We start from the raw sequence: 23,410 nt of genomic DNA on the forward strand, positions 1-23,410 counted from the left end.
TCAGTCCTCCGACGGGGCCGACGAGGCCGCCCTGCGAGCGTCGCGCTCGTTGACCATGTCGTCCAGCGGCGTGTCGTGGGGATCGGGGACGTCGTCGCGCTCGGCCACGAGCGCCCGGTGCGTCGCCATCAGGTCCCGCTGGCCGGCCAGCGGCACGTCCGCCTGCTCCAGCACCTGGCGGGCCGCGATCCGCAGCTCGCGGGCGACCTCCCACTGCTGCGCGGGCGACGTCTTGACCTTGAGGCGCAGCGTGACGGCGTCGGCGCTGAGCTTCTCGATCCCGGTGATCGTCGGCTCGCCGAGGATGTGCGAGCCGGTCACGGGGTCGGCCGCGACGCGAGCCGCGGCCTCCGCCAGCAGGGACCGGACCTGGTCGAGGTCGGCGAAGTAGTCGACGTCGATCTCGACGACCGCCGTCGCCCAGCCCTGCGTCTTGTTGCCCACCCGCAGCATCGTGCCGTTCGGGACGTACCAGAGGGTGCCGTCGGCGTCGCGGATCTTGGTGATGCGCAGCGTGACGGCCTCGACGGTGCCGTTGGCCGGTCCCACGTCGATGACGTCGCCGACGCCGTACTGGTCCTCGAGGAGCATGAACAGGCCGGTGAGGAAGTCCTTCACCAGGCTCTGCGCGCCGAAGCCGAGCGCAACCCCGATGACGCCGACCGAGGCGATGAACGGCGCGAGGCTGATGCCCAGCGCGTCCAGGATCATGAAGAACGCGGTGCCGCCGACGACGATCGTGGCGGTCGAGCGCAGCACCGAGCCGATCGTGCGGGCGCGCTGGGCCCGCCGCGCATTGGCCAGCGGGTTGGCCTTGTCGAGCACGGCGCCGACCGCGCTGTCGCCGAGCGGCTTGAGCATGCCCCGCTCCAGCCACGGCGTGCCGTCGGCTACGCGGTTGGTGATCCCACGGATCGAGCGGCGGATCAGCCACAGCGCGATCGAGCTGATGCCGACGATGAGGATGATGCGCAGGGGGATGCCGACGAACCACTCCTGCCAGGTCTGCGGTGCCTTGCTGGAGTCGATCAGCGAGGTGGGGCTCGGGGACGGGTCCGCGGTGATCACGCGCGGACCCACAGGCCCGTGCGGTCTGCGGCGAACTGCAGCTGCTCCACCGACAGCCCGATGCTGCGGGACAACGACCGGCCGCCGTGCCCGACGCCGGTCTCGCGGCGCAGCAGGATTGGCCGGGTCGTCGCGTCGCCGCTGGTCGCCGCCTGGAGCGCCGCCGCCAGCTTGCGCGCGTGCAGCGGGTCGACGCGCGTGTCGCCCTCGAACACGGTGAACAGCGTGGCCGGGTAGTCGGTGCCGTCGACCACCCGGTGGTACGGCGAGTACCCGAGCAGCCAGCCGAGCTCGGTCGGGTCGTCGGCGTCGCCGTACTCCTCGGTCCACGTGACGCCCAGGCCGAACAGCTGGTAGCGGACCATGTCGAGCAGGGGGGCCGAGCACACCGCCGCGGCGAAGAGATCGGGTCGCTGGGTCACCGCGGCGCCGACCAGCAGGCCGCCGTTCGACCCGCCCCAGCACGCGAGCTGCTCGGGCGTCGTCCAACCGTTAGCGACGAGGTGCTCACCGACGGCGTGGAAGTCGTCGTACACGTTCTGCTTGTTGCCCCGCATGCCGTCGCGGTGCCACTGCTCACCCTCCTCGCCACCGCCGCGCAGGTTGGCGACGACGTAGACGCCGCCGGCCTCGACCCACGCGAGCGTCGACGCGGAGTAGGCGGGGTCGAGCGAGATCTGGAAGCCGCCGTAGCCGTACAGGATCGTGGGGGCGGGCTTCGTCGGCACACCGGTCGCGTCGAGGGAGTCCTCGAGGGCGACGACGAACGCGCGCACGACCGTGCCGTCCTTGCTGACCACGTCGATCTGCTGCGCGACGACGTCCGGCAGGTCGGCGACGAGCCCGGGAGGAGCCGCCCACAGGGTCGTGCGCCGCGTGGCGGCATCGAGCACGTGGACGCTCGACGGGGAGGTGTGGTCCGCGTAGGAGAACCAGACGTCCTGACCGCCCTCGGGCCGCGTGACCAGGCCCGAGATCGACCCGAGCCCCGGCAGCGGGACGGTGTCCAGCAGCTCGCCGCTGGCCGGGTCGTGCACGGACACCTCGGAGACGGCGTGCCGGCGCCACGAGGCGAGCAGGGCGGTCGGTGTCCGGTCGTCCCCGCCGCCGTCCGCGAACGCGACGTCCTCCAGGACCGCGGTCGGGTCCTCGGCGAGCAGCGTCGTCCAGTGCTCGACCCCGGGCCTCGTCGGGTCGGTGACCGCGAGACGTCCGCGCGGTGCGTCGAGGTTGGTGTGCACGTAGAGCCGGCCGTCTCGGGCCACCCAGGCACCGGTCTCCGCGTCCAGGCCGACCGCGACGTCGACGAACGCCGGCGCGTCCAGGGGCGACGTCGACAGGTCCGCGATCCACACGTCGGTGCGCGGGGCGGTGCCCGCGGACGCCGAGACGATCAGCCAGCGGCCGTCGCGCGACACCGAGGCGCCGTAGTAGTTGGTGTGGTCGAGGCCGTCGCCGAACACCTCGACGTCCTGCTCCGCCGGCGTGCCCACCCGGTGCAGCCAGACCCGGCGGTGGTACTGGGCCTCGTCGGCCGGGAGCAGCTCGGGAGCCAGGCGGCGCACGTAGAAGAACGCCTCGCCGCCCGGCAGCCAGGCCACCGGGGAGTAGCGGGCACGGTCGATCGGGCCGTCGACGACGTCGCCGGTCGCCACGTCGAGGACGCGCAGGACGCTCTCCTCGGTGCCGCCGGTCGACATCTGGTAGGCCACCAGGTGGCCCTCCTTCGACGGCTGCCACGAGTCCAGGGTGGTCGTGCCCTCGGGGTCGACCAGCATCGGGTCCAGCAGGACGCGCTCGTCGTCACCCTCCGCGACGACCACCACGGCGTGCTCCTGGTCGCCCGAGCGCCGCGAGAAGAACCGCCGGTCGCCGCGCCACGCGGGCGGGCTGACGAACCCCGCGCCGAGCAGCTCGCGCAGGCGGGCCCCGAGCGCGTCGGCGGACAGGGGGCCGTCGGTGGGCAGCCCGGCGCGGTAGCCCTGGTAGAGCTCGTCCTGCGCCGCCGACCACGCCTGCGTCTCGTCGGAGGTCTCGTCCTCGAGCCACCGGTACGGGTCGGCCACCGGGTGGCCGTGCAGGTCGTCGACCAGATCGAGCCTCGTGGCCGGCGGGTAGGGACGCAAAGCAGGTGCCGTCATGGTCCGCAAGGTTACGACGGCTGCTGGTGAACGGGTCCTTTGTGACGCACCCGGCTGCATACGTCCTGCGTGTGCGCGTAGGGCTCTGGCAGGATCGGTCCGTGGCCGACGACCCGGTACCTGCGTCCGACGCCCTGCTACGCCTGGCCGCGGCCTACGGGGTGGTGCCCGACCACTGGGACTTCCACGGCCAGAACCGTCGTGCCAGCACCGCGACGCTGCAGGGCGTGCTCGGCGCCCTCGGGGTCGACGCGTCGTCGCCCGAGCGGATCGACCTGGCTATCGCGCACGTCGAGGACATGCCGTGGCGCCGCGTCCTGCCGCCCGTGCTCGTGGTCCGGGAGGGCCGGCACGCCCACGTCCCCGTGCACGTCAACCATGGTGACCCGGTCGAGGTGTGGGTCGAGCTGGACCCCGAGGTCGGCGGCGGCCGCCGCGAGGTCGCGCAGGCCGACGTGTCCGTCGCACCGCGGACGGTCGACGGCCGCCTGGTCGGGCGCGCCACGTTCACGCTTCCCGACGACCTGCCGCTGGGCTGGCACGAGATCGTCGCGACCGGGCCGTCGGCCGAGGCGCACAGCCCGCTGGTGGTGACGCCCACGCACCTCGACGTGCCCGACTCGATCCGCCGGCACCGGTCCTGGGGCCTGATGGCCCAGCTCTACTCGGTCCGCTCGAACGCCTCCTGGGGCGTCGGGGACCTGGCCGACCTCGCCGAGATCGGCTGGCTGGCCGGGCGTGAGCTCGGCGCGGACTTCCTCCTCATCAACCCGCTGCACGCGGCCGAGCCGACCGTGCCGATGACGCCGTCGCCGTACCTGCCGACCACGCGCCGGTTCGTGAACCCGCTCTACATCCGGGTCGAGGACGTGCGGGAGGCGGGCTACCTCTCGGCGGCGGACCGCACGCTCGTCGAATGGGCCGCCGAGCCCGTCCTGGCGACCGACCGCGACGCCGGCCCCATCGACCGGGACGCCGCCTGGACCGCCAAGCGCGCCGCCCTCGAGGTGGTGTTCGCCCAGCCGCGCTCCGCCGCGCGGCAGGCGGCGTTCGACAGCTACGTCGAGCAGGAGGGCGCCGGGCTGGAGAGCTTCGCGCTCTGGTGCGCGCTGGCCGAGCGGTACGAGGGCCATGAGTGGCCTGTCGGGGCGCGCGACCCGTCGTCGGTGTTCGTCGCGGAGGCGCGCACAGAGCTCGCCGACCGCGTCGAGTTCCACATGTGGCTGCAGTGGCAGGCCGACGAGCAGCTCGCCGACGCCCAGCGCGCGGCGCTCGACGGGGGCATGGCGCTCGGGATCATGCACGACCTCGCGGTCGGCGTGCACCCCGAGGGCGCCGACGTGTGGGCGCTGGGCGACGTGCTCGCCCGCGGAGCGACCGTGGGCGCACCGCCCGACATGTACAACCAGCAGGGCCAGAACTGGTCGCAGCCACCGTGGCGCCCGGACGCGCTCGCCCGCGCGGCGTACCGGCCGTACCGGGACATGCTCCGCACGGTCCTGCGGCACGCCGGTGCCATCCGCATCGACCACGTGATCGGTCTCTTCCGGCTGTGGTGGATCCCCGAGGGCGCCGACTCCGGAGACGGTGCCTACGTCCGGTACGACCACGAGGCGCTCGTCGGGATCCTGGCCCTCGAGGCGCACCGCGCGGGCGCGGTCGTGATCGGCGAGGACCTGGGAGTCGTCGAGCCGTGGGTCCGCGACTACCTCTCCGACCGCGGGATCCTGGGCACCAGCGTGCTGTGGTTCGAGCGGGACATGCACGGCGCCCCGCTGCCGCCCGAGCACTACCGTCCGCTCGTCCTGGCGACCGTGACCACCCACGACCTGCCGCCGAGCGCGGGCTACCTGGCCGGCGAGCACGTCGCGATCCGGGAGCGGCTCGGGCTGCTCACCGAGCCGGTCGCGGTGGTCCGGGCGGCAGCGATCGCCGAGCGCGACCAGATGCTCGGCGTGCTCCGCGAGCGCGGCCTGCTGGGCGACGACCCCTCCGAGCGGGAGATCATCGAGGCCCTGCACATGTACGTGCTGGCCACGCCGTCCGTGCTGGTCGGGGTCTCGCTGGCCGACGCCGTGGGGGAGCGCCGCGCGCAGAACCAGCCCGGGACGGACCAGGAGTACCCGAACTGGAAGGTGCCGCTCGCGGACAGCTCGGGCCAGGTCGTGCTGGTCGACGACCTGTTCACGAACGCCCGGCTGCGCTCGCTGGCGGCCGTCCTCAACGGCTGAGCCGGTGCGCCGGATCCGTGTCGTCGGCACGTCCGGCTCGGGCAAGACGACGTTCGCGCGGCGGCTCGCCGCGGCGCTCGACGTCCCGCACCTCGAGCTGGACGAGGTCTTCTGGGACGCCGGCTGGACCTTCCGCGACCTCGACGAGGCGCACGCCCTCATCCGGGCGTTCGTCGCCGGGTCGCACGGCTGGGTGGCCGACGGGAACTGGGCCACGCGGCTCGACGGCCTGCTCGACGACGACGCCGACGCGATCGTCTGGCTCGACTATCCGCGCCGGGTCGTGATGAGCCGGGTCGTGCGTCGCACGCTGTCGCGGGGGCTGCGCCGCACCGAGCTGTGGCACGGCAACCGCGAGAACCTGGCCAACCTGGTCCGGGCGGACCGCGAGCAGAACATCGTGCTCTGGGCGTGGACGTCGCACGCGGGCAACCGGGCACGCTACGAGGCCGTGCAGCGCGAGTCCGCTGTCCCGGTGGTCCGTCTGCGCTCCCCGCGCGAGGCGGACCGCTGGCTGGCCGCCACCGGCCGCTGATCTCGGCACCCGGCAGCACCGCCGACGGAGCGTCGGAACCACCGGCGGAGGCCGTTGCACCACGCTCCGTGGGCGTTCGGACCCTCCGTCGGCGGCTGGCCACTCAGACGCGAACGGCCCCGCACGCACGGTGTGCGGGGCCGCTCGTACGCGGGTCAGCCGCGGCGGTCGGTGTCCTGGGCCAGGAGGGCACGACGGACGCCGTCGCGGGACTCCAGGACCAGCCGGCGCAGGGCCGGCGGGGCGTCCGGGTGCGCGTCGAGCCACTCGTCGGTCAGGCCGAGGACGTCCACGCGGGTGTCGCCGGCCAGGTCGGTCGGGTAGAGGCCGACGACGATGTTCTGCGCCATCTCGCTCGTCTTGGCCTCCCAGACCTGCTCGAGACCCTCGAAGTACGGCGCGACGAAGGGCAGCAGCCGGCCGATGTCGTGCACGCGGCCGAAGCCGGCGATCGTCGCGGCCTGGATGGCGTTCGGCAGGTCCCCGTCGAACACCGAGGCCCAGGCGCTCTGCTTCGCCTCCGCGGTCGGCACGGCTGCCCGGGCGGCGGCGGCGGCGCGCTGTCCGGTGGCGGTGGGGTCGGCCGCGAGCTGTGCGGCGATGTCCGGCTCGCCGGCACGTCCACCGGCGACCAGCGAGGTCAGCAGCTCCCAGCGCAGGTCGGTGTCGATCGAGAGACCCTCGAGCGTCGTGTGCCCGTCCAGCAGGTCGCGCACGGCGTCCAGCTGACCGGCGGTGGCGGCACGACCCGCGAACGCCTTGACCAGCTGCAGCTGGGTGTCCGACCCAGCCGTGGCCGCCCGCGCCAGGCCGAGCAGGGCGTCGGCGGCGGCGGGGTCGGACGTCTGCCGGTGCTCGGGCGCGACGAACAGGTCGAGCGTCGTCGACAGCTGGCGCAGCAGGACCAGGAGGACCGACGAGTCCGTCTCGGCCGCCAGGTTGCCCAGGACCAGGTGCACGAACTCGCGCGCGGGGGTCTCGCCGTCTCGCGTGGCGTCCCAGGCGGCGGTCCACACGAGCGTGCGGGGCAGCGAGTCGTCGAACTTGCCCAGGTGCTCGATCGCGGCGGCCAGCGACTGCGGGTCCAGGCGGATCTTGGCGTAGGCGAGGTCGTCGTCGTTCACCAGGATCAGCGCCGGGCGCGGCACGCCGACGAGCGCGGGCACCTCGGTCCGCGCGCCGTCGACGTCGAGCTCGACGTGCGCCGTGCGGACGAGCCGGCCGGTGGCGGCGTCGACGTCGTACCCGCCGACGGCCAGACGGTGCGGGCGCTGCACCGGGTACGCGTCGGGAACCTCCTGCAGGACCGCGAAGGATGTGATGACGCCGGCGTCGTCGACCGTGATCTCCGGGCGCAGCAGCGTGACGCCGGCCTTCTCGAGCCACAGCGACGACCAGGCGGACAGGTCGCGACCGCTGGTCGTCTCGAGCTCGGCGAGCAGGTCCTTGAGCTCGGTGTTGCCCCACGCATGCTTGGCGAAGTAGGCGCGCACGCCGGCGAAGAACTCGTCCTGGCCCACCCAGGAGACCAGCTGCTTGAGCACGCTCGCGCCCTTGGCGTAGGTGATGCCGTCGAAGTTGACCTCGACGTCCTCGAGGTCACGCATGTCGGCGACGATCGGGTGCGTCGAGGGGAGCTGGTCCTGGCGGTAGGCCCAGTTCTTCTCGAGCGACGAGAACGTGGTCCAGGCGCTGGTCCACTGCGTGGCGTCCGCGGCGGCGAGCGTGGACGCGTACTCGGCGAACGACTCGTTGAGCCACAGGTCGTCCCACCAGCGCATGGTCACCAGGTCGCCGAACCACATGTGCGCCAGCTCGTGCAGGATCGTCACCGCGCGGCGCTCGATGGTCGCCTCGGGGACCTTGGAGCGGAACACGTACGACTCGAGGAACGTCACCGCGCCCGCGTTCTCCATGGCACCCGCGTTGAACTCCGGGACGAAGAGCTGGTCGTACTTGGCGAACGGGTACGGGACGCCGAACGTGCGCTCGTAGAACTCGAACCCGCGGCGCGTGACGTCGAGGATGTTGTCGGTGTCGAGGTGCTCGGCCAGCGACCCGCGGCAGTAGACGCCGAGCGGGACGGTGCGGCCGTCGGAGCTCGTCAGCTCCTGGTGCTCGCCGTGGTACGGCCCGGCGATGATCGCGGTGATGTAGGACGCGATCCGGGGTGTCGGCTCGAAGGTCCAGGTCGCGGTGCCCTCGTCGACGCCGCCGTTCTTGTTGGTGCCGTCCGCGACGGCGACGGGCGCGCCGACCTGCGGGTAGTTGGACACCACGGTCCAGTGCGCCGGCGCGGTCACGGTGAACGCGAACGTCGCCTTGAGGTCGGGCTGCTCGAACACGGCGAACACGCGCCGCGAGTCGGCCACCTCGAACTGGGAGTAGAGGTAGACCTCGTCGTCCACCGGGTCGACGAAGCGGTGCAGGCCCTCGCCGGTGTTCATGTACGCGGCGTCCGCGACGACGACGAGCTCGTTGCTCTCGGCGAGGTCGGTCAACGCGATCCGGGAGTCGGCGACGACGGCGTCGACGTCGAGCGCGCGCCCGTTGAGCGTGACCTCGTGCACGGTGGGCGCGATCAGGTCGATGAACGTGCTCGCCCCAGGGGTGGCGGCGAACCGGGCCACGGTGCGGGAGGTGAAGGTCGTCGGACCTGTCGTGAGGTCGAGCGCGACCTCGTACGACTCGGTCCGCACGACGGCTGCACGCTCGCGCGCCTCGGCTCGGGTGAGGTTCTCTCCAGGCACGCAGACTCTCCTTGGGTCGTGGATCAGCAGCTGTCGGCGCCGCAGGTGTGTGCGGGCCAGACGGTCGAAAGGCCGCTCGATCATCGCACGCACGGGCGAGCCTGGCCGTGCCTCCTGGACGCTCGGCCTACTGTCGTCGCGTGGACGGCACCTACGACGCGATCGTGGTCGGCGGTGGCCACAACGGGCTCACCGCCGCCGCGTACCTGGCCCGCGTGGGCCTCACTGTCCTCGTGCTCGAGCGCGGCGAGCACCTCGGCGGCGCCACCCGGTCCGAGCGGGTGTTCCCCGGGGTCGATGCTCGGGTGTCGCGCTACTCCTACCTCGTCTCGCTCCTGCCGCACCGGGTGCTGACCGAGCTCGGGCTGTCCGTCGAGCTGCGCAGACGTCGGTACTCCTCGTACACGCCCGTCCCGGACGACCCGACCCGAGGGCTGCTCGTGGACACCGGCGACGCCTCGTCCACCGCCGCCTCGTTCGCGTCCGTCGGCGCGGCAGGGGACCTCGACGCGTGGCGGGCGTTCGGAGAGCGGACCGGGGCCCTCGCCGCCCGGCTCTTCCCGACGATGACCGAGCCCCTGCTGTCGAGCGCCGACGCGCGCTCGCTGCTCGGGGAGGCCGACTGGCGCGACCTCGTCGAGAACCCGATCGGCGACGTCGTCGACGCGACGTTCCGCGACGACCTCGTGCGCGGCGTGGTGCTCACCGACGCGCTGATCGGCACGTTCGCCTCGACCCGGCAGGCCGGTCCCGCGAACCGGTGCTTCCTGTACCACGTGGTCGGCGGCGGGACCGGGGACTGGGACGTGCCCGTCGGCGGCATGGGCGCGGTCGAGGCGGCGCTCGAGGAGGCGGCGCGGTCGTGGCGCGCCGACCTGCGCACCCGCGCCACCGTGACGCACGTCGACCCCGGCAGCAGCAACCAGCCCGCCGAGGTCACGTGGACCGACGACGACGGGTACGAGCACCACGCCGGCGCCCGGTTCGTGCTCGCCGCGTGCGCTCCCCGCGTGCTCGACCGGCTGCTGGGCGACGACCCCACCGAACCCGCGCCGGAGGGGTCGCAGCTCAAGGTCAACATGGTGCTGAGCCGGCTGCCGCGCCTGCGCTCCGGCATGGACCCCGCGCTGGCGTTCGCGGGCACGTTCCACGTCAACGAGACCGCGACCCAGCTCGAGCGGGCGCACGCGGAGGCAACTGCCGGACGCATCCCCACCCTCCCGCCCGTCGAGACCTACTGCCACTCCCTGACCGACGGCTCGATCCTCGGCCCGGAGCTGCGCGCGAGCGGCGCCCACACCCTCACCGCCTTCGGCCTGCACATGCCGGCCCGCCTGTTCGTGGACGACCCCGACGCGGCCCGGGCGGCGGCGCTCGCGGCCACGCTCGCGTCGATGAACAGCGTGCTCGCCGACCCGATCGAGGACTGCCTCCTGCCCGACGCCGACGGCAACCCGTGCCTCGAGGTCCGCAGCCCCGTCGACCTGGAGGCGGACGTCGCGCTGCCCGGCGGGCACATCTTCCATCGCGACCTGTCGTGGCCGTGGGCCGAGCGAGACGACGAGGTGGGCGGCTGGGGCGTCGAGACGCAGCACCCGCGGGTGCTGCTGGCCGGGGCCGGCGCTCGCCGCGGTGGGGGAGTCAGCGCGATCCCCGGGCGGGCCGCCGCGCTGGTCGTGGTCTCGCGCACCTGATCGGGAAGTTTCCCGGGGCATCGGTCGTTGTCGACGAACGGCACCGTCCGTCAACCCTCTGGAGAACCCCTGTGAGCAGCTCGCGCCCGGTCGTCGACTTCTGGTTCGACCCCCTCTGCCCCTGGGCGTGGATGACCTCACGATGGATGGACGAGGTGAGCGCGATCCGTGACGTCGAGGTCCGCTGGCACGTCATGAGCCTCTCCGTGCTCAACGAGAAGAAGCCGGACCTGCCGCAGCGCTACCGCGAGCTCCTGGACGAGGGCTGGGGACCGGTGCGCGTGATCATCGCCGCGGCCCGCGACCACGGCGACGAGGTCATCAAGCCGCTGTACGACGCCATGGGCACCCGTCGCCACCCGGGCGGTCGCGACGACTGGGACGGCATCATCACCGAGTCGCTCGCCGAGGTCGGTCTGCCTGCGTCGCTGGCCGACGTCGCCGGCACCGACGAGGTCGACGCCCTGCTGCGCGAGTCCCACAACGAGGGCATCTCGCTCGTCGGCGAGGACGTCGGCACGCCCGTCGTGGCCATCGACGGCATCGGGTTCTTCGGACCCGTCGTCACGCCCGCGCCCACGGGCGACGCGGCCGGCCGGCTCTTCGACGGGCTCGCCCTCATGACCAGCGTGCCCGGCTTCTACGAGCTCAAGCGCTCGCGGACCGCCAGCCCCTCGTTCTGACCTCCGGCGGGGAGGGCACCCACCCGTGGTGCCCTCCTGCCGTGACCCCCGAGTTCGCCTGTCCGGTTGCTCCCGTGTGATCCTGGACGCCGGTCTTGCAGTCGATCGGGTCGCTCGCGGCCCGCGGAGGTGACATGTCCCGGCGCACGCTGATCATCGTCTTCGTCGTCGTGGACGTCCTGCTCGTGGTGCTGCTGGTCGGCATCGCGCTCAGCCGGGGCGACGGCGGCGGAGGAGCCGACGACACCGCGGGCACCCCGGCCGCGACGAGCGCGTCGACGAAGCCGTCCGGCAGCGCGTCCGCACCCTCGACCGAGGTCACGCAGTTCGCGATGCCGAGCGGCAACATCGCCTGCACCATGTCGGTCGACGGGGTGACCTGCACGATCGCGAGCTACACGTACGCGCCGCCGGTCGTCGCGGGGTGCACCGAGGTGACGGGCCACGTGCTGGTGCTCAACGCCGACGGCGTCGCCTTCTCGTGCGTGAGCGGCCCGCCGCCCGCGGCCGCCGGCGACGACGTGCCCGTGCTCGCGTACGGGCAGTCCACCACCGTCGGCGACTACACCTGCGCGAGCGGCGAGGACGGTGTCCAGTGCGTCGACGGCGACGACGTCGGCTTCAAGCTGGCGCGCGCCAGCTGGAGCGAGATCCCCTGAGCCGTCGGTCGACGACCCAGGGGACCGACGCTCACCAGATCCGCACGCGGTCCTCAGGAGCGAGGTACAGGGCGTCGCCCGGCTGGACGTCGAACGCGTCGTAGAACTCGTCGACGTTGCTGACCACGCCGTTGCAGCGGAACTCGTTCGGGGAGTGCGGGTCCATCGCGAGGCGGCGGATGATCTCCTCGTCGCGACCCTTGGCCTGCCAGACCTGCGCCCAGCCGAGCAGCACGCGCTGCACCCCCGTCAGCCCGTCGATCACGGGCGCCTCCGACAGCGGCGTGCCGAGGGCGATCCGGTAGGCCTTCAGGGCGATGGACAGGCCGCCCAGGTCGCCGATGTTCTCCCCGATCGTGAGCTCACCGTTGACGTGGTGGCTCCCGCCGAGCTGCTGGGGCGAGAACGCGGAGTACTGGTCGATGAGCGCCTTGGTGCGGGTCTCGAACTCGGCCCGGTCGTCGGCGGTCCACCAGTCCTCGAGGAGGCCGTCGCCGTCGAACTTGGAGCCCTGGTCGTCGAACCCGTGACCGATCTCGTGGCCGATGACCGCCCCGATGCCGCCGTAGTTGACCGCGGGGTCGGCGTCGGCGTCGAAGAAGGGCGGCTGCAGGATCGCGGCCGGGAAGACGATCTCGTTCATTCCGGGGTTGTAGTAGGCGTTCACGGTCTGCGGCGTCATGAACCACTCGTCGCGGTCGATCGGCTTGCCGATCTTGGCCAGCTCACGATCCTGCTCGGCTGCGTGCGCTCGCTTGATGTTGCCGACGAGGTCGTCCGGCTCCACCACGAGCGCGCTGTAGTCGCGCCAGCGGACGGGGTAGCCGATCTTGGGGGTGAAGGAGTCGAGCTTGGCCAGCGCCTTGGCGCGGGTGTCCTCGCCCATCCAGTCCAGCTCGGTGATCGACTCGCGGTACGCCTCGACGAGGTGGCCGACGAGCTCCTCCATGCGCGCCTTGTGGCTGGGCGGGAAGTGCCGCTCGACGTAGACCTTGCCGACCGCCTCGCCGAGCACGCCCTGGACCACGGAGACCCCGCGCTTCCACCGGTCCCGCAGCTCCTGCGCGCCGGTCAGGGTCCGGCCGTAGAAGTCGAAGTTCGCGTCGACGAGGTCGTCCGTCAGGTACGACGCACGGCTGCTGACCAGGTGGAACGAGAGCCAGGCCTGCCAGTCCTCGAGCGGCTCGGACTGCCACAGCTGGGCGAACGCCTCGGCGAACGAGGGCTCGCGCACGACGAGCCGGTCGAACGCGCCGGCGGGGGCACCCAGTGCGAGCACCCAGGAGCTCCAGTCGAAGCCGGGCGCCCGCTCGACCAGCTCGGTGAGCGTCATCGCGTTGTAGGTGAGGTCCGCGTCGCGGTCCTTGACCACGTCCCAGTGCGCGGCGGCGAGCTTCGTCTCGAGCCCGACGACGCGGCCGGCGAGCTCGTCCGCGGCGTCCTCGTCGGTCGCGACCCCGCCGAGCCGGAGCATCGTCGCGACGTGCGGGCGGTAGGCAGCGAGCACGCTCGCGTACTGCTCGTCGCGGTAGTACGACTCGTCGGGGAGCCCGAGCCCGCCCTGGGCCAGGAGCACGACGTATCGCGTCGGCTCCTTGGAGTCGTTGTCGACGCCGAACTCCACGCCGCCGGCGCCGCCCGTGCGCTGCAGCGCGCCGAGGACGCCGGTCAGCTCGGCCTGGGACGTCGCGCCCTCGATGAGCGCGAGGTCCACGCGCAGCGGGTCCAGCCCGCGCGCGGCGATCGTGTCGGTGTCCATGAAGCTGGCGTACAGGCCGCCCACCTTGGCCTCGACCGGGTCGGTCGAGGTCCCGTCGGCGGCAGCCGCCCCGGCGTCGGTGATGATGTCCCGGACCTGCTCTTCGGCCTGGTCGTGCAGGGCGCGGAACGAGCCGTCCATCGCGCGGTCCGCGGGGATCTCGTGGCTCGCGGCCCACAGGCCGTTCACGTGGGCGTAGAGGTCGTCCTGGGGACGGACGTCGGGGTCGAGTGCGGTCAGGTCGATGCCACTGCGCGTCATGAAGACAGCGTACGGACCGGCGCCGACGCCGCCAGGCTGGACGCGGACTTCGCGATCTGCTGAACGCGAACGCGGTCACCCGGCCGGGTACGGCAGGATGTGGCCATGCGGATCCATGTCGCCTCCGACCACGCCGGCTACGAGCTGCGGGTGGCGGTGGCCGAGCACCTGCGAGCCGCCGGCCACGACGTGGTGGACCACGGGGCGCACACCTACGACGAGCTCGACGACTACCCGCCGTTCTGCATCGAGGCGGGCGAGGCGGTCGTCGCGGATGCCGGCTCGCTCGGCGTCGTCATCGGCGGCTCCGGCAACGGCGAGCAGATCGCCGCGAACAAGGTGAACGGCGTGCGCGCGGCGCTGGCGTGGAACCTGGACACGGCCAGGCTGGCGCGTCAGCACAACGACGCGAACGTCGTCTCCGTCGGTGCGCGTCAGCACACCGTCGAGGAGGCGCTCTCGTTCGTGGACGCGTTCGTCGCCGAGCCGTTCAGCCAGGGCGAGCGGCACCAGCGCCGCATCGACCTGCTGACGGCCTACGAGCAGACCCGCTAGAACACCCAGCTGCACACCGCCGCGACGGGCCACGCGAACGCCGCGCCGGTCGTCTGCAGCGCACCGGCCGTCCGCTCCACGACGAGGCCCGCCCCCGCCTGGGCCACGACCGAGCGCCCGCCGAGGTAGGCGGCACCCAGCTCGCGCACGTCGAGCGCCAGGTCGGCGTCGTCGTCGGTCCTGGTCACCGTGGCCGACCACGTGCCGTCCGCCCCGCGCTCGCCGGTGGTCAGTCGCCACCGACCGGCGTTCGCGGGCAGGCGCGTGTCCGTGACCTCGAGGACCACGTCCAGGGGAGCGCTGTAGCGGCGGCCCGCGAGCGCGACCGGCAGGTCGAGCAGCCGGACCCAGACGTTGTCGGTCAGCCGGGGCCGGGCACCGCGCTGGTCGACGAGCAGCAGCAGCAGCGGGTCGTCGGCGGGCAGCATCGGGCTCTCGACGTTCGCCATGAGGTCGAGGTCGAGCAGGAACGACCACAGGCGATGGGCCGCGGCGGCGTCGACGGCGGCCGCCTCGCGGATCCGGACGGTGCCGGCCGGACCGCCGTCCGTCCAGTTCTCCTTGCGGCGGAAGGTGGCGTACGCGCGGGCCGCCCCGTCCTCGTCGAGCACGGTGACGATGCGCAGCGGCTCGCCGCCCTCGCGCCAGGCCGGCGGGTCGGCCAGCGCGCGCTTCTGGTGCTCGGGGGTGTCGCGCGTGATCCAGCCCGGTCGTCCGGTGCCGGCGGCCCGATGGACGGCGTCGACGACCGGGGTGTGCCGGTCGACGTCGACCGTGTCGAACCGGACGGTCAGCGCCTCCGAGCCCGGCACGTCGCGCAGCGCGGCGCCGCGGGGCACCTTGAGGCGCACGTCGTCGCACGCCGACCCGTACCCGAACCGGCCGTAGATCGCGTGCTCGGCGGCGAAGAGCGCGGAGACGGGCTCGCCCCGACCCAGGGAGCGCTCGAAGTGGGTGTCGATCATCGCGTGAAGAAGGCCGCGCCGGCGCTGGTCCGGACGGGCGCCCACCCACGTCAGGCCGGAGCACGCGATCGTCGTGCCGGGCACGGGGAGCTGGAACTCGAACGACGCGTGCACCGAGGCGAGCGCGCCGTCGGGCGACTCGACCCCGACCGTGCGGTCCCAGGTGAGCGTGACCGGCACGAGCGCGTCGGTTTCGGGCGTGCTGTCGAACGCGAAGGCGAGCTTGTCCACCTCGAGGAACTCGTCCTTGCGAGACTCGGCGACGTCGACGATCCGGTAACCGGCAGGTAGTGGGCTCATGGACCCATCGTGCCCAGGTCGAGGCCCTCGTGGCACCTCCATATCCGAGCGCTCGAGTCGCCGGATACGCTCATGACGTGGGGATACTCGCGTGGGAACCGGAGCGGGGGCTGCTCACGCGTGCCACGCTCGTCCTGCGCCGGTGGGGCCTGCGGTCCCAGACCTCGCTGACGGCGGCGATGGTCGGGATCGGCGCGCTGATCCTCGCGGGCGTGCGCCTGTTCCCCGCCTGGGTCCCGCCGTCAGCGTTCCTGCTCCTCGAGCTGGTCGCGGTGTTCCTCCTGCTCGTCCCCGGCCTCGTCGTCCTGGGCGCGTTCGTCCTCGCCGCGACATGGTGGCTGTGGTGGGTGGACTCGCCGACCGCCATCCCGGGGATCGTCGTCGTGATCTCCGTGTTCGTCGTCGCGACCATCGCGTTCGCGCGCGAGCGCGAGCGCCTGGGCCTGCAGGGTGCTCCCGGGGACCTCATGCTCGTCGACCTGCGCGACCGCCTCGCGGCTCACGGCCGGGTGCCACGGCTGCCCGAGGGCTGGCAGGTCGACAGCGTGATCCGGTCTGCGCACGCGGACGGGTTCTCCGGCGACTTCATGGTCGCGGGCAGCCGGGACGGCGGGAAGTACCTCGAGCTCGTCCTGGTCGACGTGTCCGGCAAGGGCCTGGGCGCGGGCGTCCGGTCCCTCCAGCTGTCCGGCGCGTTCGGCGGCCTGCTCGGCGCGCTCCCGCGCGAGGAGTTCCTCGGTGCCGCCAACGGGTACCTGCTCGACCAGGACTGGGAGGAGGGCTTCGCCACCGCGATCCACGTCGCCGTGGACCTGCCGAGCGGCGACTACTGGGTCTCGTCGGCCGGCCACCCGCCCGCCGTCCAGCGGCACGCGGGCTCGGGGCGGCTCGAGCTCGTCGACACGATCGGCAGCCCCGCGCTCGGCGTCGTCGCGGACTTCGTCTGCGAGGCGCGGGCGGGCCGACTGGAACGCGGCGACGTCCTCATGCTCTACACGGACGGCGTGATCGAGGGCGGTGCCGCAGGGGACCTCGACCAGGGCATCGACCGCCTCATGGGCGTCGCGGACCGGGTGCTCTCGCCGGGCGGTGGACGGGCCTCTCAGGTCCTGGCGGGGGTCCGAGCGCGCGACGACGACGACCGCGCCGTGGTGCTGATCCGCCGGGACTGATCCCGACCGGGCCAGGAAGGGCCGGACGGGCCCGGCCGGCTAGGGCTGGATCGACGCCAGGACCCAGTCGGCGTACCCGTCGCGTCCGCTGCCGGGCCGCAGGTGGATGTCGTCGGTGTAGAGCCAGGGGCGGTTCGCCGCGGCGACGGCCGCCCAGTCGAGGACGTGGACGTTCGGGTACTCGGCGCCCACCCGGCTGAGCAGGTCGTCGTTGAACCCCTCCCAGGTGCGCGGGACGTGGACGTTGAGCAGGTACACGCGGCGGTCGCGCGTGCTGTCGAGCAGGCGCCGCAACGCCGCCTCGTCGATCGGGCCGTTCGTCCCCCCGTGCACGATCACCGTGTGCCCGAGCGTCCCGGCGGCCGCGGACGCGAGCACCAGGTCCACCATGACCCCGAACTGCCGCGACTCGGCCGCGTCGACGGCGATGCCCCGCGCGTTGAGCTCTGCGGCGGCGCCGAGCATCACGGAGTCCCCGAACGCGGAGGCGCCGCCGATCGGGTCGGGCGGCGGGGCCGGGGGTGCGGGCGCCGGGGGCGGCGGCATCGTGGCGGTCATGTGCGGCCGCGGGTCGACCAGGGGCGACGAGGAGTCGGTGGAGGCGCTCGGGGTCGGGCTCGGCGTCAGGTTGAGGGCCGCCGGGACGCCGGGCTGCACGGTCCGGCCCGCGGCCGTCGCGCTGGGCACCTGCGCGAGGGCGACACCGACGGTCACCGCGACGACGACGAACGCCGTGGACGCCGCACCGACCGCGAACGTGGACCGGCGCCGCCCGCTGCCCCGCCGCGCGGCGACCCAGGCGCGGCTCAGTGCCCCGCGGCGGATCGGCATCTCGACGTACCGGTAGGACACCTCGGCGAGCAGCAGCACGAGTGCGATCCGGGCCGGGGTCGCGAGCCACGGCGACGTCTCGACGTCGATGCCCGGCCGGCTGAGCACGAACACCGGCCAGTGCCACAGATAGATCCCGTAGGACCGCTCACCGACCCAGCGCAGCGGCTGGCGGCCCAGCTGTCGCCCGAGGAGCCCGGCCGGGTCCGCGACCGCACCGACGAGGATCGCCGCGAGCACCGAGAACGCGAGGAACCCGCCGCGGTACAGCGCCGCGCTGTACTCGTCGACCCAGACGAACGCGGCGACCACCGCGAGCAGGGCGAGCACGCCCAGGACGTCGGTGACGCCGGCCTCGAACCGCCGCACCGCCTGTCCGCGCTCGTGCGCCCACGAGCCGGCCCGCTGCCACGTGCGCCAGGGCATCCAGACCGACGCCATCGCCGCGCCCACGAGCAGCCCCATCGAGTGGGTGTCCGTGCCGAAGTAGACGCGGCTCGGGTCGTGGGGGACCGGGCTCGACGTGCGGATCGCGAGGACCGCCATCGCGACGGTCGACGCGACCGCGAGCAGCGCGGCCAGCTGGCCCACACGGGCGCGGCCCCACCGGATCGCGAGCAGCGCGACCAGCGGGAACACCAGGTAGAACTGCTCCTCGATGGCCAGCGACCACAGGTGCTGCAAGAGGGGCGGTCGGCTGACGAGCTCGAAGTACGAGCGGTCGGCGGCGATCTGCCACCAGTTCGAGACGTAGCCCGCGGCGGCGACGATGTCCCCCCGCAGCTCGCCCGCCTCGCTGTGCAGGACGAGCCCGATGCCACCCATGGCCAGCAGCAGCAGCCCCAGGGCGGGCAGCAGCCGTCGGGCGCGTCGCGCGTAGAAGTGCCGGAACGAGAAGCGACCGGTGCGCTCGACCTCGTCGAGGACCAGCGTGGTGATCAGGAAGCCCGACAGGACGAAGAAGACGTCGACGCCCAGGAAGCCGCCGCGCATCCACGGCGCACCGAGGTGATAGATCACCACCCCCGTGACGGCCAGGGCGCGGATCCCGTCGAGACCCCTCAGGTGCGGCATCCGCGTGGGGGTCTGGACAGCGACGGGGGCGGGACGTTCGAGCGTCGCGCTCTGCCCGGTCATTGCCATGGATCTCCCAGCTGTACCTGCACGGGCCGGGTCACGGCCGTTCGCGCGGAGCCAGGCTACGTCGGGTTCCGGGGTCCTCCCGACGTGACACGCTCAGTCGTCGGGAAACCAGATCGCGGCTCGCAGGGCGACGCGCGTGCCGTCCGCGGACAGCGGCGTCCGCTCGGCGCGGAGCTCGTCGAGCGCGCGCTGCAGAAGCCGCTCGGGCGGCCGGCCGACCGTGTTGACCACCCGCCACCACGGCACGTCCGAGCCGGTGTGCGCGAGCACGTTGCCCACCTGCCGGGGCCCGCCGCGGCGCTGGCCCTCGACCGCCTCGAACCGGTCCCCGACGATCTCGGCGATCAGCCCGTACGTCATCGCGCGGCCCGGCGGGATCTGGGCGACGAGGTCGAGCACGGCCTCCGCGTAGTCGTCGTCCACCGGGTCCGTCTCAGGCCTGCGGCGCCAGCACGGCGGCGACCGCGGGCAGCGTGCGCGGGTCGGCCTGGACGAGCATCGTCGTGATCGCCGTCGCCTCCCAGGCAGGCAGCTGTGCACGGATGTCGTCGGCAGTGCCCACCAGGGCGATGTCGCGGACCAGCTCGATCGGCACGGCGGCCGTCGCGCGGGCGCGGTCACCGGCCAGGTAGTGCGCCTGGATCTCGTCGCACGCCTCGGCGTACCCGAGTCGGTCGAGCACGTCGCGGTGGAAGTTGGCCCCCTTGGCGCCCATGCCGCCCGCGTACAGCGCGATGAACGGTCGCACCGAGTCGGCCGCGGACTCGACGTCGTCGCCGAGCACGACGGGCACGGTCGCGACGACCTCGAAACCCTCCGCCGGCCGCTCGCGCTTGCCGAACCCCTCGTCGAGCAGGTCGCGGTACGAACCGTCCATGCGCGGGGAGTAGAACAGCGGCAGCCAGCCGTCGGCGATCTCGGCGGTCATCGCGATGTTGCGGGGACCCTCGGCGGCCAGGTGGATCGGCAGGTCGGCCCGCAGCGGGTGCACCGTCGAGCGCAGCGCCTTGCCCAGGCCGGCGCCCTCGTCGGCCGGGAGGGGGAGGCGGTAGAACTGGCCGTCGAATGTCACGGGCGCCTCGCGCGCGAGGACCTGCCGCACGATCGCCACGAACTCGCGCGTGCGCGCCAGCGGCTTCGGGTAGGGCTGGCCGTACCAGCCCTCGACCACCTGCGGGCCGGACGCCCCGAGGCCGAGCACGAAGCGGCCGCCCGAGAGGTGGTCGAGCGTCAGGGCGGCCATCGCCGTCGCGGTCGGGGTGCGGGCCGAGATCTGGGCGATCGCGGTGCCCAGGCGGATGCGCGACGTGCGCGAGCCCCACCAGGCCAGCGGCGTGAAGGCGTCCGACCCGTACGCCTCGGCGGTCCAGACGGAGTCGAAGCCGAGCTGCTCTGCCCCGAGCACCGCCTCCTGCGCCCCGGGTGGGGGACCGGCCGACCAGTAGCCCGTGTGGTAGCCCAGCCGCATCGCAGATCCTCCGTGTCCTGGCGTCGTCGTCGACGCTGCGAGCGCCAGGTTACTCGTCAGTACGTTTTAGCGCGGCGAGGCTCAGATGTAGATCGCCGGGTCGTCGATCTCGGCGTCGAACGGGGCGGCGGCGGGCCGCTGGCGGATCTGCGCCGGCACCCCGACGGCGATCGCACCTGCGGGGACGTCGTGGATGACGACCGCGTTGGCGCCGATCTGCGCACCGGCCCCGATCCAGACCGGACCGAGGATCTTGGCGCCCGCGCCGACGACAACCCCGTCGCCCACGGTGGGGTGACGCTTGCCGTGGCGCATGGACTTGCCGCCCAGCGTCGACCCGTGGAAGAGCACCACGTCGTCGCCGACCTCGGCGGTCTCACCGATGACGACGCCCATGCCGTGGTCGATGAACAGGCGGCGGCCCAGACGGGCGCCCGGGTGGATCTCGATGCCCGTGAACGCCCGGGCGAGCTGGGAGATCAGCCGTGCCGGCAGCTGCAGGCCGGGGCGCTGCCACATCCGGTGCGCCAGGCGGTACACCCACACGGCGTGCACACCCGGGTAGCCCAGGGCCACCTCGGCGAGGGAACGTGCCGCGGGGTCGCGGTTGCGGGCGGCGTCCAGGTCTTCCTGGAGCGTCGCGAGGAAGTGCAGCGGTGCGGACATCGGGAGGCTTCGTCCTGTGGTGTGGGAGGGGGACGGTCGGGGCGGAGCGCCGGTGCAGGCGCCGACCAGCAGGCCCTCCTCGGCGGCGGCGCGGCGGGCGACCTTGACGGCCGTCTCGGCGTCGACGTCGATGATCTCGTCGTAGATGCTCGTGTCGAGGATCTCCGGGACGAAGTTGGCGCCGATGCCCTGGATCTTGTGCGGGCCGGGGGCGCCGCCGTTGAGGATCGGCGACTCGGCCGGCTCGACGCCGACGATCTTGATGTTGGGGTTGCGCTCCTTGAGCACCTGGCCGACGCCCGTGATCGTGCCGCCCGTGCCGATGCCGGCGACGAAGATGTCGATCTTGCCGTCCGTGTCGGCCCAGATCTCCTCGGCCGTGGTCTTGCGGTGGATCGCGGGGTTGGCCTCGTTGGCGAACTGGCGGGCCAGGATGGCACCCTCCCGCTCGGCGACGATCTCGTCGGCGCGGTTGACCGCGCCCTTCATGCCCTCGGAGCCCGGCGTGAGGATGAGCTCGGCGCCGAACGCGCGCAGCAGGGCGCGACGCTCCTTGGACATCGTCTCCGGCATCGTCAGGACGACGTTGTAGCCGCGGGCGGCGCCGACGAACGCGAGCGCGATGCCCGTGTTGCCCGACGTGGCCTCGACGATGGTGCCGCCGGGCAGGAGGTCTCCGGACGCCTCGGCCGCGTCGATGATCGCGACGCCGATGCGGTCCTTGACCGAGTTGGCGGGGTTGTAGAACTCGAGCTTGCCGACGACGGTCGCGGGGGCACCGTCGGTGATCTTGTTGATGCGGACCAGCGGGGTGTTGCCGATGAGCGCCGTCGCGTCGTCGTAGATGCGTGCCATGGTTCCTCTTCGGTCGAGCCGCCGCAGACGCGACGGGTGGGGGACAGACGAACTGCGCCGGGACACCGGGTGTCCCGGGTCGTGCAAGGAGCGTGAACGGCGGGCGTCCGTCGCTGACCCTGGGGCGAGCGCTGGCGCGTGAGGCACGCCCTGGTCAGGGCATCCTCGCGCGAAGGACCGGCCAGCGCTCTACAGACAGCGACAACAGGTGGGCGCGCAGGCGCGCGGGAGGGAGGCGGGAGCGGCAGTGTGCACGCGCATCGCATCCTCCTGTACCGGACCGGTCGGGACCGGTCGGTGGGCGGCCGCCGGAAGACCGGGACCGCAGTCGGGTTGACGCTAGCGCCAACGTCCCAGCCAGCGCAAAGGTGCCCCACCAGGCGGACGGTCATCCCGCCGCGGGCGCGCCGGCGTGGCGTGCGGGACCCGTCGGGCGGCCCGGACTGTGCAGCACCAGCCAGAAGAGCACGGCTGCCAGGAGCCAGACCAGGAGGCCCACGCGCAGGTCCGTGCCGAACACCGCGAGCAGGGCCGGCACCACGACGCTGGGCAGTCCCCAGGCGAGCAGCCAGCGCCAGGTCGTCCCGACGAGCAGGGCGGTGACGACCCCGATGGCGCAGTAGACGGCCACGGCCGAGCAGATCAGGACGCGGGTGCTCGCGGGCAGCGTCTCGCCGTGGTGCTCGACCGCGAGGCCGAGCCCGGCAGCGAGCGCCGCGAGGGTGCCGGTCAGCAGGGCGTGCAGCAGCAGGACGAAGCGTGGGGCGATCGCCCCCGGCCGCAGGTTCGGGATCCCGGCGGTCCCGTACTGCAGGCCGACCGCCCACACCAGGGCCAGCACCGCGAACGAGCCCAGGGCGGTCAGGGCGGTGCTGCGGTCCCACACCTCCTGGTCCGCGGCGGCGTCGATGATCTGGATGACTCCCTCGCCGAGCACGATGATGACGAACAGTCCGAGCCGCTCGCCCAGGTGAGCGTCGTCCGTGCGGGCGCTCTCGAGGACGAGGTCGGACTCCCCACGACGGCCGCGCCCCGACCGCCGCATGTGCTCGAGCCGCTCCTGCGCCTCGCGCAGCGTTCGTTCGGCCGAGTTGGCCAGGAGGGCGACGAGGTCGATCGCGATCCCGAGCGCCCAGAGCCAGTACCTGCCGGGCGCGGCCACCCACAGCGACACGATCCACGGGACCGCGCCGAACCCTTGCTGGGCCAGCGGCCAGTCGAGCACGACCTTGCCCCGCTGCCAGACGCTCGCCGCGAACCAGCGCAGCACGACGTAGGAGACGACGAACGCGTTGGCGTGCGTCCCGCGGATCTCGCCCACGGAAGCGGCCATGACCGCCAGGCCGACCATCGCGACGAGCAGGACCGGGAGGCGGGCGTCGTCGCCGGCGATGTCGCCGTAGACCGCGAAGCCCGCCCACGTGATCCAGAACGCGAGGAAGAGGACCGCGTACAGGCCGAGGTTGTGGCTCCCGGAGTCCGCGTGGACGAGGTGCGCCAGCTGGCCGATGCCCGCGACGACGACCAGGTCGAAGAACAGCTCCTTCCAGGTCGCGTGCCGCTCGGAGGCGTGCTCCGCGACGTCCGACGGCGCCTCGGTCGCTGACATGTCGCCAGTATGGCGAGGGGTCGGGGGCGATGCCCGGAACGTGGTCGTGGAGGGCGGGGTTCGCA

General features: G+C 73.0%; 17 protein-coding genes and 1 pseudogene. 7 read left to right on the plus strand and 11 right to left on the minus strand.

What is annotated here, in order from left to right; all coding sequences use genetic code 11:
- Together AC1DZC_RS13165 and AC1DZC_RS13170 are read right to left on the minus strand one after the other, a co-directional pair.
- The gene (locus AC1DZC_RS13165; protein ID WP_477043586.1) at positions 1–1,068 is read right to left on the minus strand and encodes a mechanosensitive ion channel family protein; all 1,068 of its coding nucleotides are present in this window, start codon (positions 1,066–1,068) and stop codon (positions 1–3) included.
- Positions 1,065–3,209, minus strand: a complete 2,145-nt coding sequence (locus AC1DZC_RS13170; protein ID WP_477043587.1) for a prolyl oligopeptidase family serine peptidase — start codon at positions 3,207–3,209, stop codon at positions 1,065–1,067. The genes AC1DZC_RS13165 and AC1DZC_RS13170 overlap by 4 nt, the downstream gene beginning before the upstream one ends.
- A 101-nt stretch (positions 3,210–3,310) precedes the next feature.
- Here AC1DZC_RS13170 and malQ point away from each other — a divergent pair, with 101 nt between their 5' ends.
- Positions 3,311–5,440 (plus strand): 4-alpha-glucanotransferase, encoded by a 2,130-nt coding sequence (gene malQ / locus AC1DZC_RS13175; RefSeq protein ID WP_477038883.1) that lies wholly within the window; start codon positions 3,311–3,313, stop codon positions 5,438–5,440.
- Between the two features lie 4 nt (positions 5,441–5,444).
- The gene (locus AC1DZC_RS13180) at positions 5,445–5,975 is read left to right on the plus strand and encodes an AAA family ATPase (RefSeq protein WP_477043588.1); all 531 of its coding nucleotides are present in this window, start codon (positions 5,445–5,447) and stop codon (positions 5,973–5,975) included.
- Positions 5,976–6,130: 155 nt separating this feature from the next.
- Here the strand turns inward: AC1DZC_RS13180 and pepN are convergent, their stop codons facing one another.
- Positions 6,131–8,725 carry an aminopeptidase N gene (gene pepN / locus AC1DZC_RS13185; protein WP_477043589.1) on the minus strand — a complete coding sequence of 865 codons (2,595 nt, stop codon included), beginning with the start codon at positions 8,723–8,725 and terminating at the stop codon, positions 6,131–6,133.
- A gap of 140 nt (positions 8,726–8,865) precedes the next feature.
- On the opposite strand from pepN, the gene AC1DZC_RS13190 reads away from it, so the two are divergent.
- The 3 genes from AC1DZC_RS13190 (at position 8,866) to AC1DZC_RS13200 (ending at position 11,761) form a co-directional block, all read left to right on the plus strand.
- A complete protein-coding gene (locus AC1DZC_RS13190; protein WP_477043590.1) occupies positions 8,866–10,419 on the plus strand; it encodes a phytoene desaturase family protein in 1,554 nt (517 codons plus the stop codon).
- 71 nt (positions 10,420–10,490) lie between these two features.
- Positions 10,491–11,102, plus strand: a complete 612-nt coding sequence (locus tag AC1DZC_RS13195) for a DsbA family oxidoreductase (protein ID WP_477038887.1) — start codon at positions 10,491–10,493, stop codon at positions 11,100–11,102.
- A gap of 134 nt (positions 11,103–11,236) precedes the next feature.
- On the plus strand, positions 11,237–11,761 hold the full coding sequence (locus tag AC1DZC_RS13200; protein WP_477038888.1) for a hypothetical protein: 525 nt from the start codon (positions 11,237–11,239) through the stop codon (positions 11,759–11,761).
- 31 nt (positions 11,762–11,792) lie between these two features.
- On the opposite strand, the gene AC1DZC_RS13205 is transcribed toward AC1DZC_RS13200, so the two are convergent.
- Positions 11,793–13,781 (minus strand): M13 family metallopeptidase, encoded by a 1,989-nt coding sequence (locus AC1DZC_RS13205; RefSeq protein WP_477043591.1) that lies wholly within the window; start codon positions 13,779–13,781, stop codon positions 11,793–11,795.
- A 105-nt stretch (positions 13,782–13,886) separates the two neighbouring features.
- On the opposite strand from AC1DZC_RS13205, the gene AC1DZC_RS13210 reads away from it, so the two are divergent.
- Positions 13,887–14,336, plus strand: a complete 450-nt coding sequence (locus AC1DZC_RS13210; RefSeq protein WP_477043592.1) for a ribose-5-phosphate isomerase — start codon at positions 13,887–13,889, stop codon at positions 14,334–14,336.
- On the opposite strand, the gene AC1DZC_RS13215 is transcribed toward AC1DZC_RS13210, so the two are convergent.
- Positions 14,333–15,601 carry a GNAT family N-acetyltransferase gene (locus AC1DZC_RS13215; RefSeq protein ID WP_477043593.1) on the minus strand — a complete coding sequence of 423 codons (1,269 nt, stop codon included), beginning with the start codon at positions 15,599–15,601 and terminating at the stop codon, positions 14,333–14,335. The two genes, AC1DZC_RS13210 and AC1DZC_RS13215, sit on opposite strands and share 4 nt — an antisense overlap.
- Before the next feature lie 77 nt (positions 15,602–15,678).
- On the opposite strand from AC1DZC_RS13215, the gene AC1DZC_RS13220 reads away from it, so the two are divergent.
- Positions 15,679–16,773: a PP2C family protein-serine/threonine phosphatase gene (locus tag AC1DZC_RS13220; protein WP_477043594.1), complete on the plus strand. Its 1,095-nt coding sequence runs from the start codon at positions 15,679–15,681 to the stop codon at positions 16,771–16,773.
- Between the two features lie 39 nt (positions 16,774–16,812).
- Here AC1DZC_RS13220 and AC1DZC_RS13225 read toward each other — a convergent pair whose 3' ends face one another.
- The 6 genes and pseudogenes from AC1DZC_RS13225 to AC1DZC_RS13250 all read right to left on the minus strand — a co-directional run bounded on the left by AC1DZC_RS13225 (position 16,813) and on the right by AC1DZC_RS13250 (position 23,345).
- Positions 16,813–18,741: an acyltransferase family protein gene (locus AC1DZC_RS13225; protein WP_477038893.1), complete on the minus strand. Its 1,929-nt coding sequence runs from the start codon at positions 18,739–18,741 to the stop codon at positions 16,813–16,815.
- Positions 18,742–18,840: 99 nt separating this feature from the next.
- Positions 18,841–19,170 (minus strand): MGMT family protein, encoded by a 330-nt coding sequence (locus AC1DZC_RS13230; RefSeq protein ID WP_477043595.1) that lies wholly within the window; start codon positions 19,168–19,170, stop codon positions 18,841–18,843.
- A 10-nt stretch (positions 19,171–19,180) separates the two neighbouring features.
- Positions 19,181–20,215, minus strand: a complete 1,035-nt coding sequence (locus AC1DZC_RS13235; RefSeq protein ID WP_477038895.1) for an LLM class F420-dependent oxidoreductase — start codon at positions 20,213–20,215, stop codon at positions 19,181–19,183.
- Positions 20,216–20,296: 81 nt separating this feature from the next.
- Positions 20,297–20,881, minus strand: a complete 585-nt coding sequence (epsC, locus tag AC1DZC_RS13240) for a serine O-acetyltransferase EpsC (RefSeq protein WP_477038896.1) — start codon at positions 20,879–20,881, stop codon at positions 20,297–20,299.
- Positions 20,882–20,926: 45 nt separating this feature from the next.
- Positions 20,927–21,736, minus strand: a pseudogene (gene cysK, locus AC1DZC_RS13245) (cysteine synthase A); the annotation flags it as partial.
- Between the two features lie 388 nt (positions 21,737–22,124).
- On the minus strand, positions 22,125–23,345 hold the full coding sequence (locus tag AC1DZC_RS13250; protein ID WP_477038898.1) for a low temperature requirement protein A: 1,221 nt from the start codon (positions 23,343–23,345) through the stop codon (positions 22,125–22,127).
- Positions 23,346–23,410: the final 65 nt, after the last annotated feature.

The sequence above is a fragment of the Cellulomonas sp. P2_B4 genome (assembly GCF_056404795.1).

Bases quoted from the DNA above. Each gene is read 5' to 3' on its own strand.
- AC1DZC_RS13170 (WP_477043587.1), bottom strand. From the start codon at position 3,209: ATGACGGCACCTGCTTTGCGTCCCTACCCGCCGGCCACGAGGCTCGAT.
- AC1DZC_RS13200 (WP_477038888.1), top strand. From the start codon at position 11,237: ATGTCCCGGCGCACGCTGATCATCGTCTTCGTCGTCGTGGACGTCCTG.
- AC1DZC_RS13205 (WP_477043591.1), bottom strand. From the start codon at position 13,781: ATGACGCGCAGTGGCATCGACCTGACCGCACTCGACCCCGACGTCCGT.
- AC1DZC_RS13210 (WP_477043592.1), top strand. From the start codon at position 13,887: ATGCGGATCCATGTCGCCTCCGACCACGCCGGCTACGAGCTGCGGGTG.
- AC1DZC_RS13215 (WP_477043593.1), bottom strand. From the start codon at position 15,601: ATGAGCCCACTACCTGCCGGTTACCGGATCGTCGACGTCGCCGAGTCT.
- AC1DZC_RS13225 (WP_477038893.1), bottom strand. From the start codon at position 18,741: ATGACCGGGCAGAGCGCGACGCTCGAACGTCCCGCCCCCGTCGCTGTC.
- AC1DZC_RS13235 (WP_477038895.1), bottom strand. From the start codon at position 20,215: ATGCGGCTGGGCTACCACACGGGCTACTGGTCGGCCGGTCCCCCACCC.
- epsC (WP_477038896.1), bottom strand. From the start codon at position 20,881: ATGTCCGCACCGCTGCACTTCCTCGCGACGCTCCAGGAAGACCTGGAC.
- AC1DZC_RS13250 (WP_477038898.1), bottom strand. From the start codon at position 23,345: ATGTCAGCGACCGAGGCGCCGTCGGACGTCGCGGAGCACGCCTCCGAG.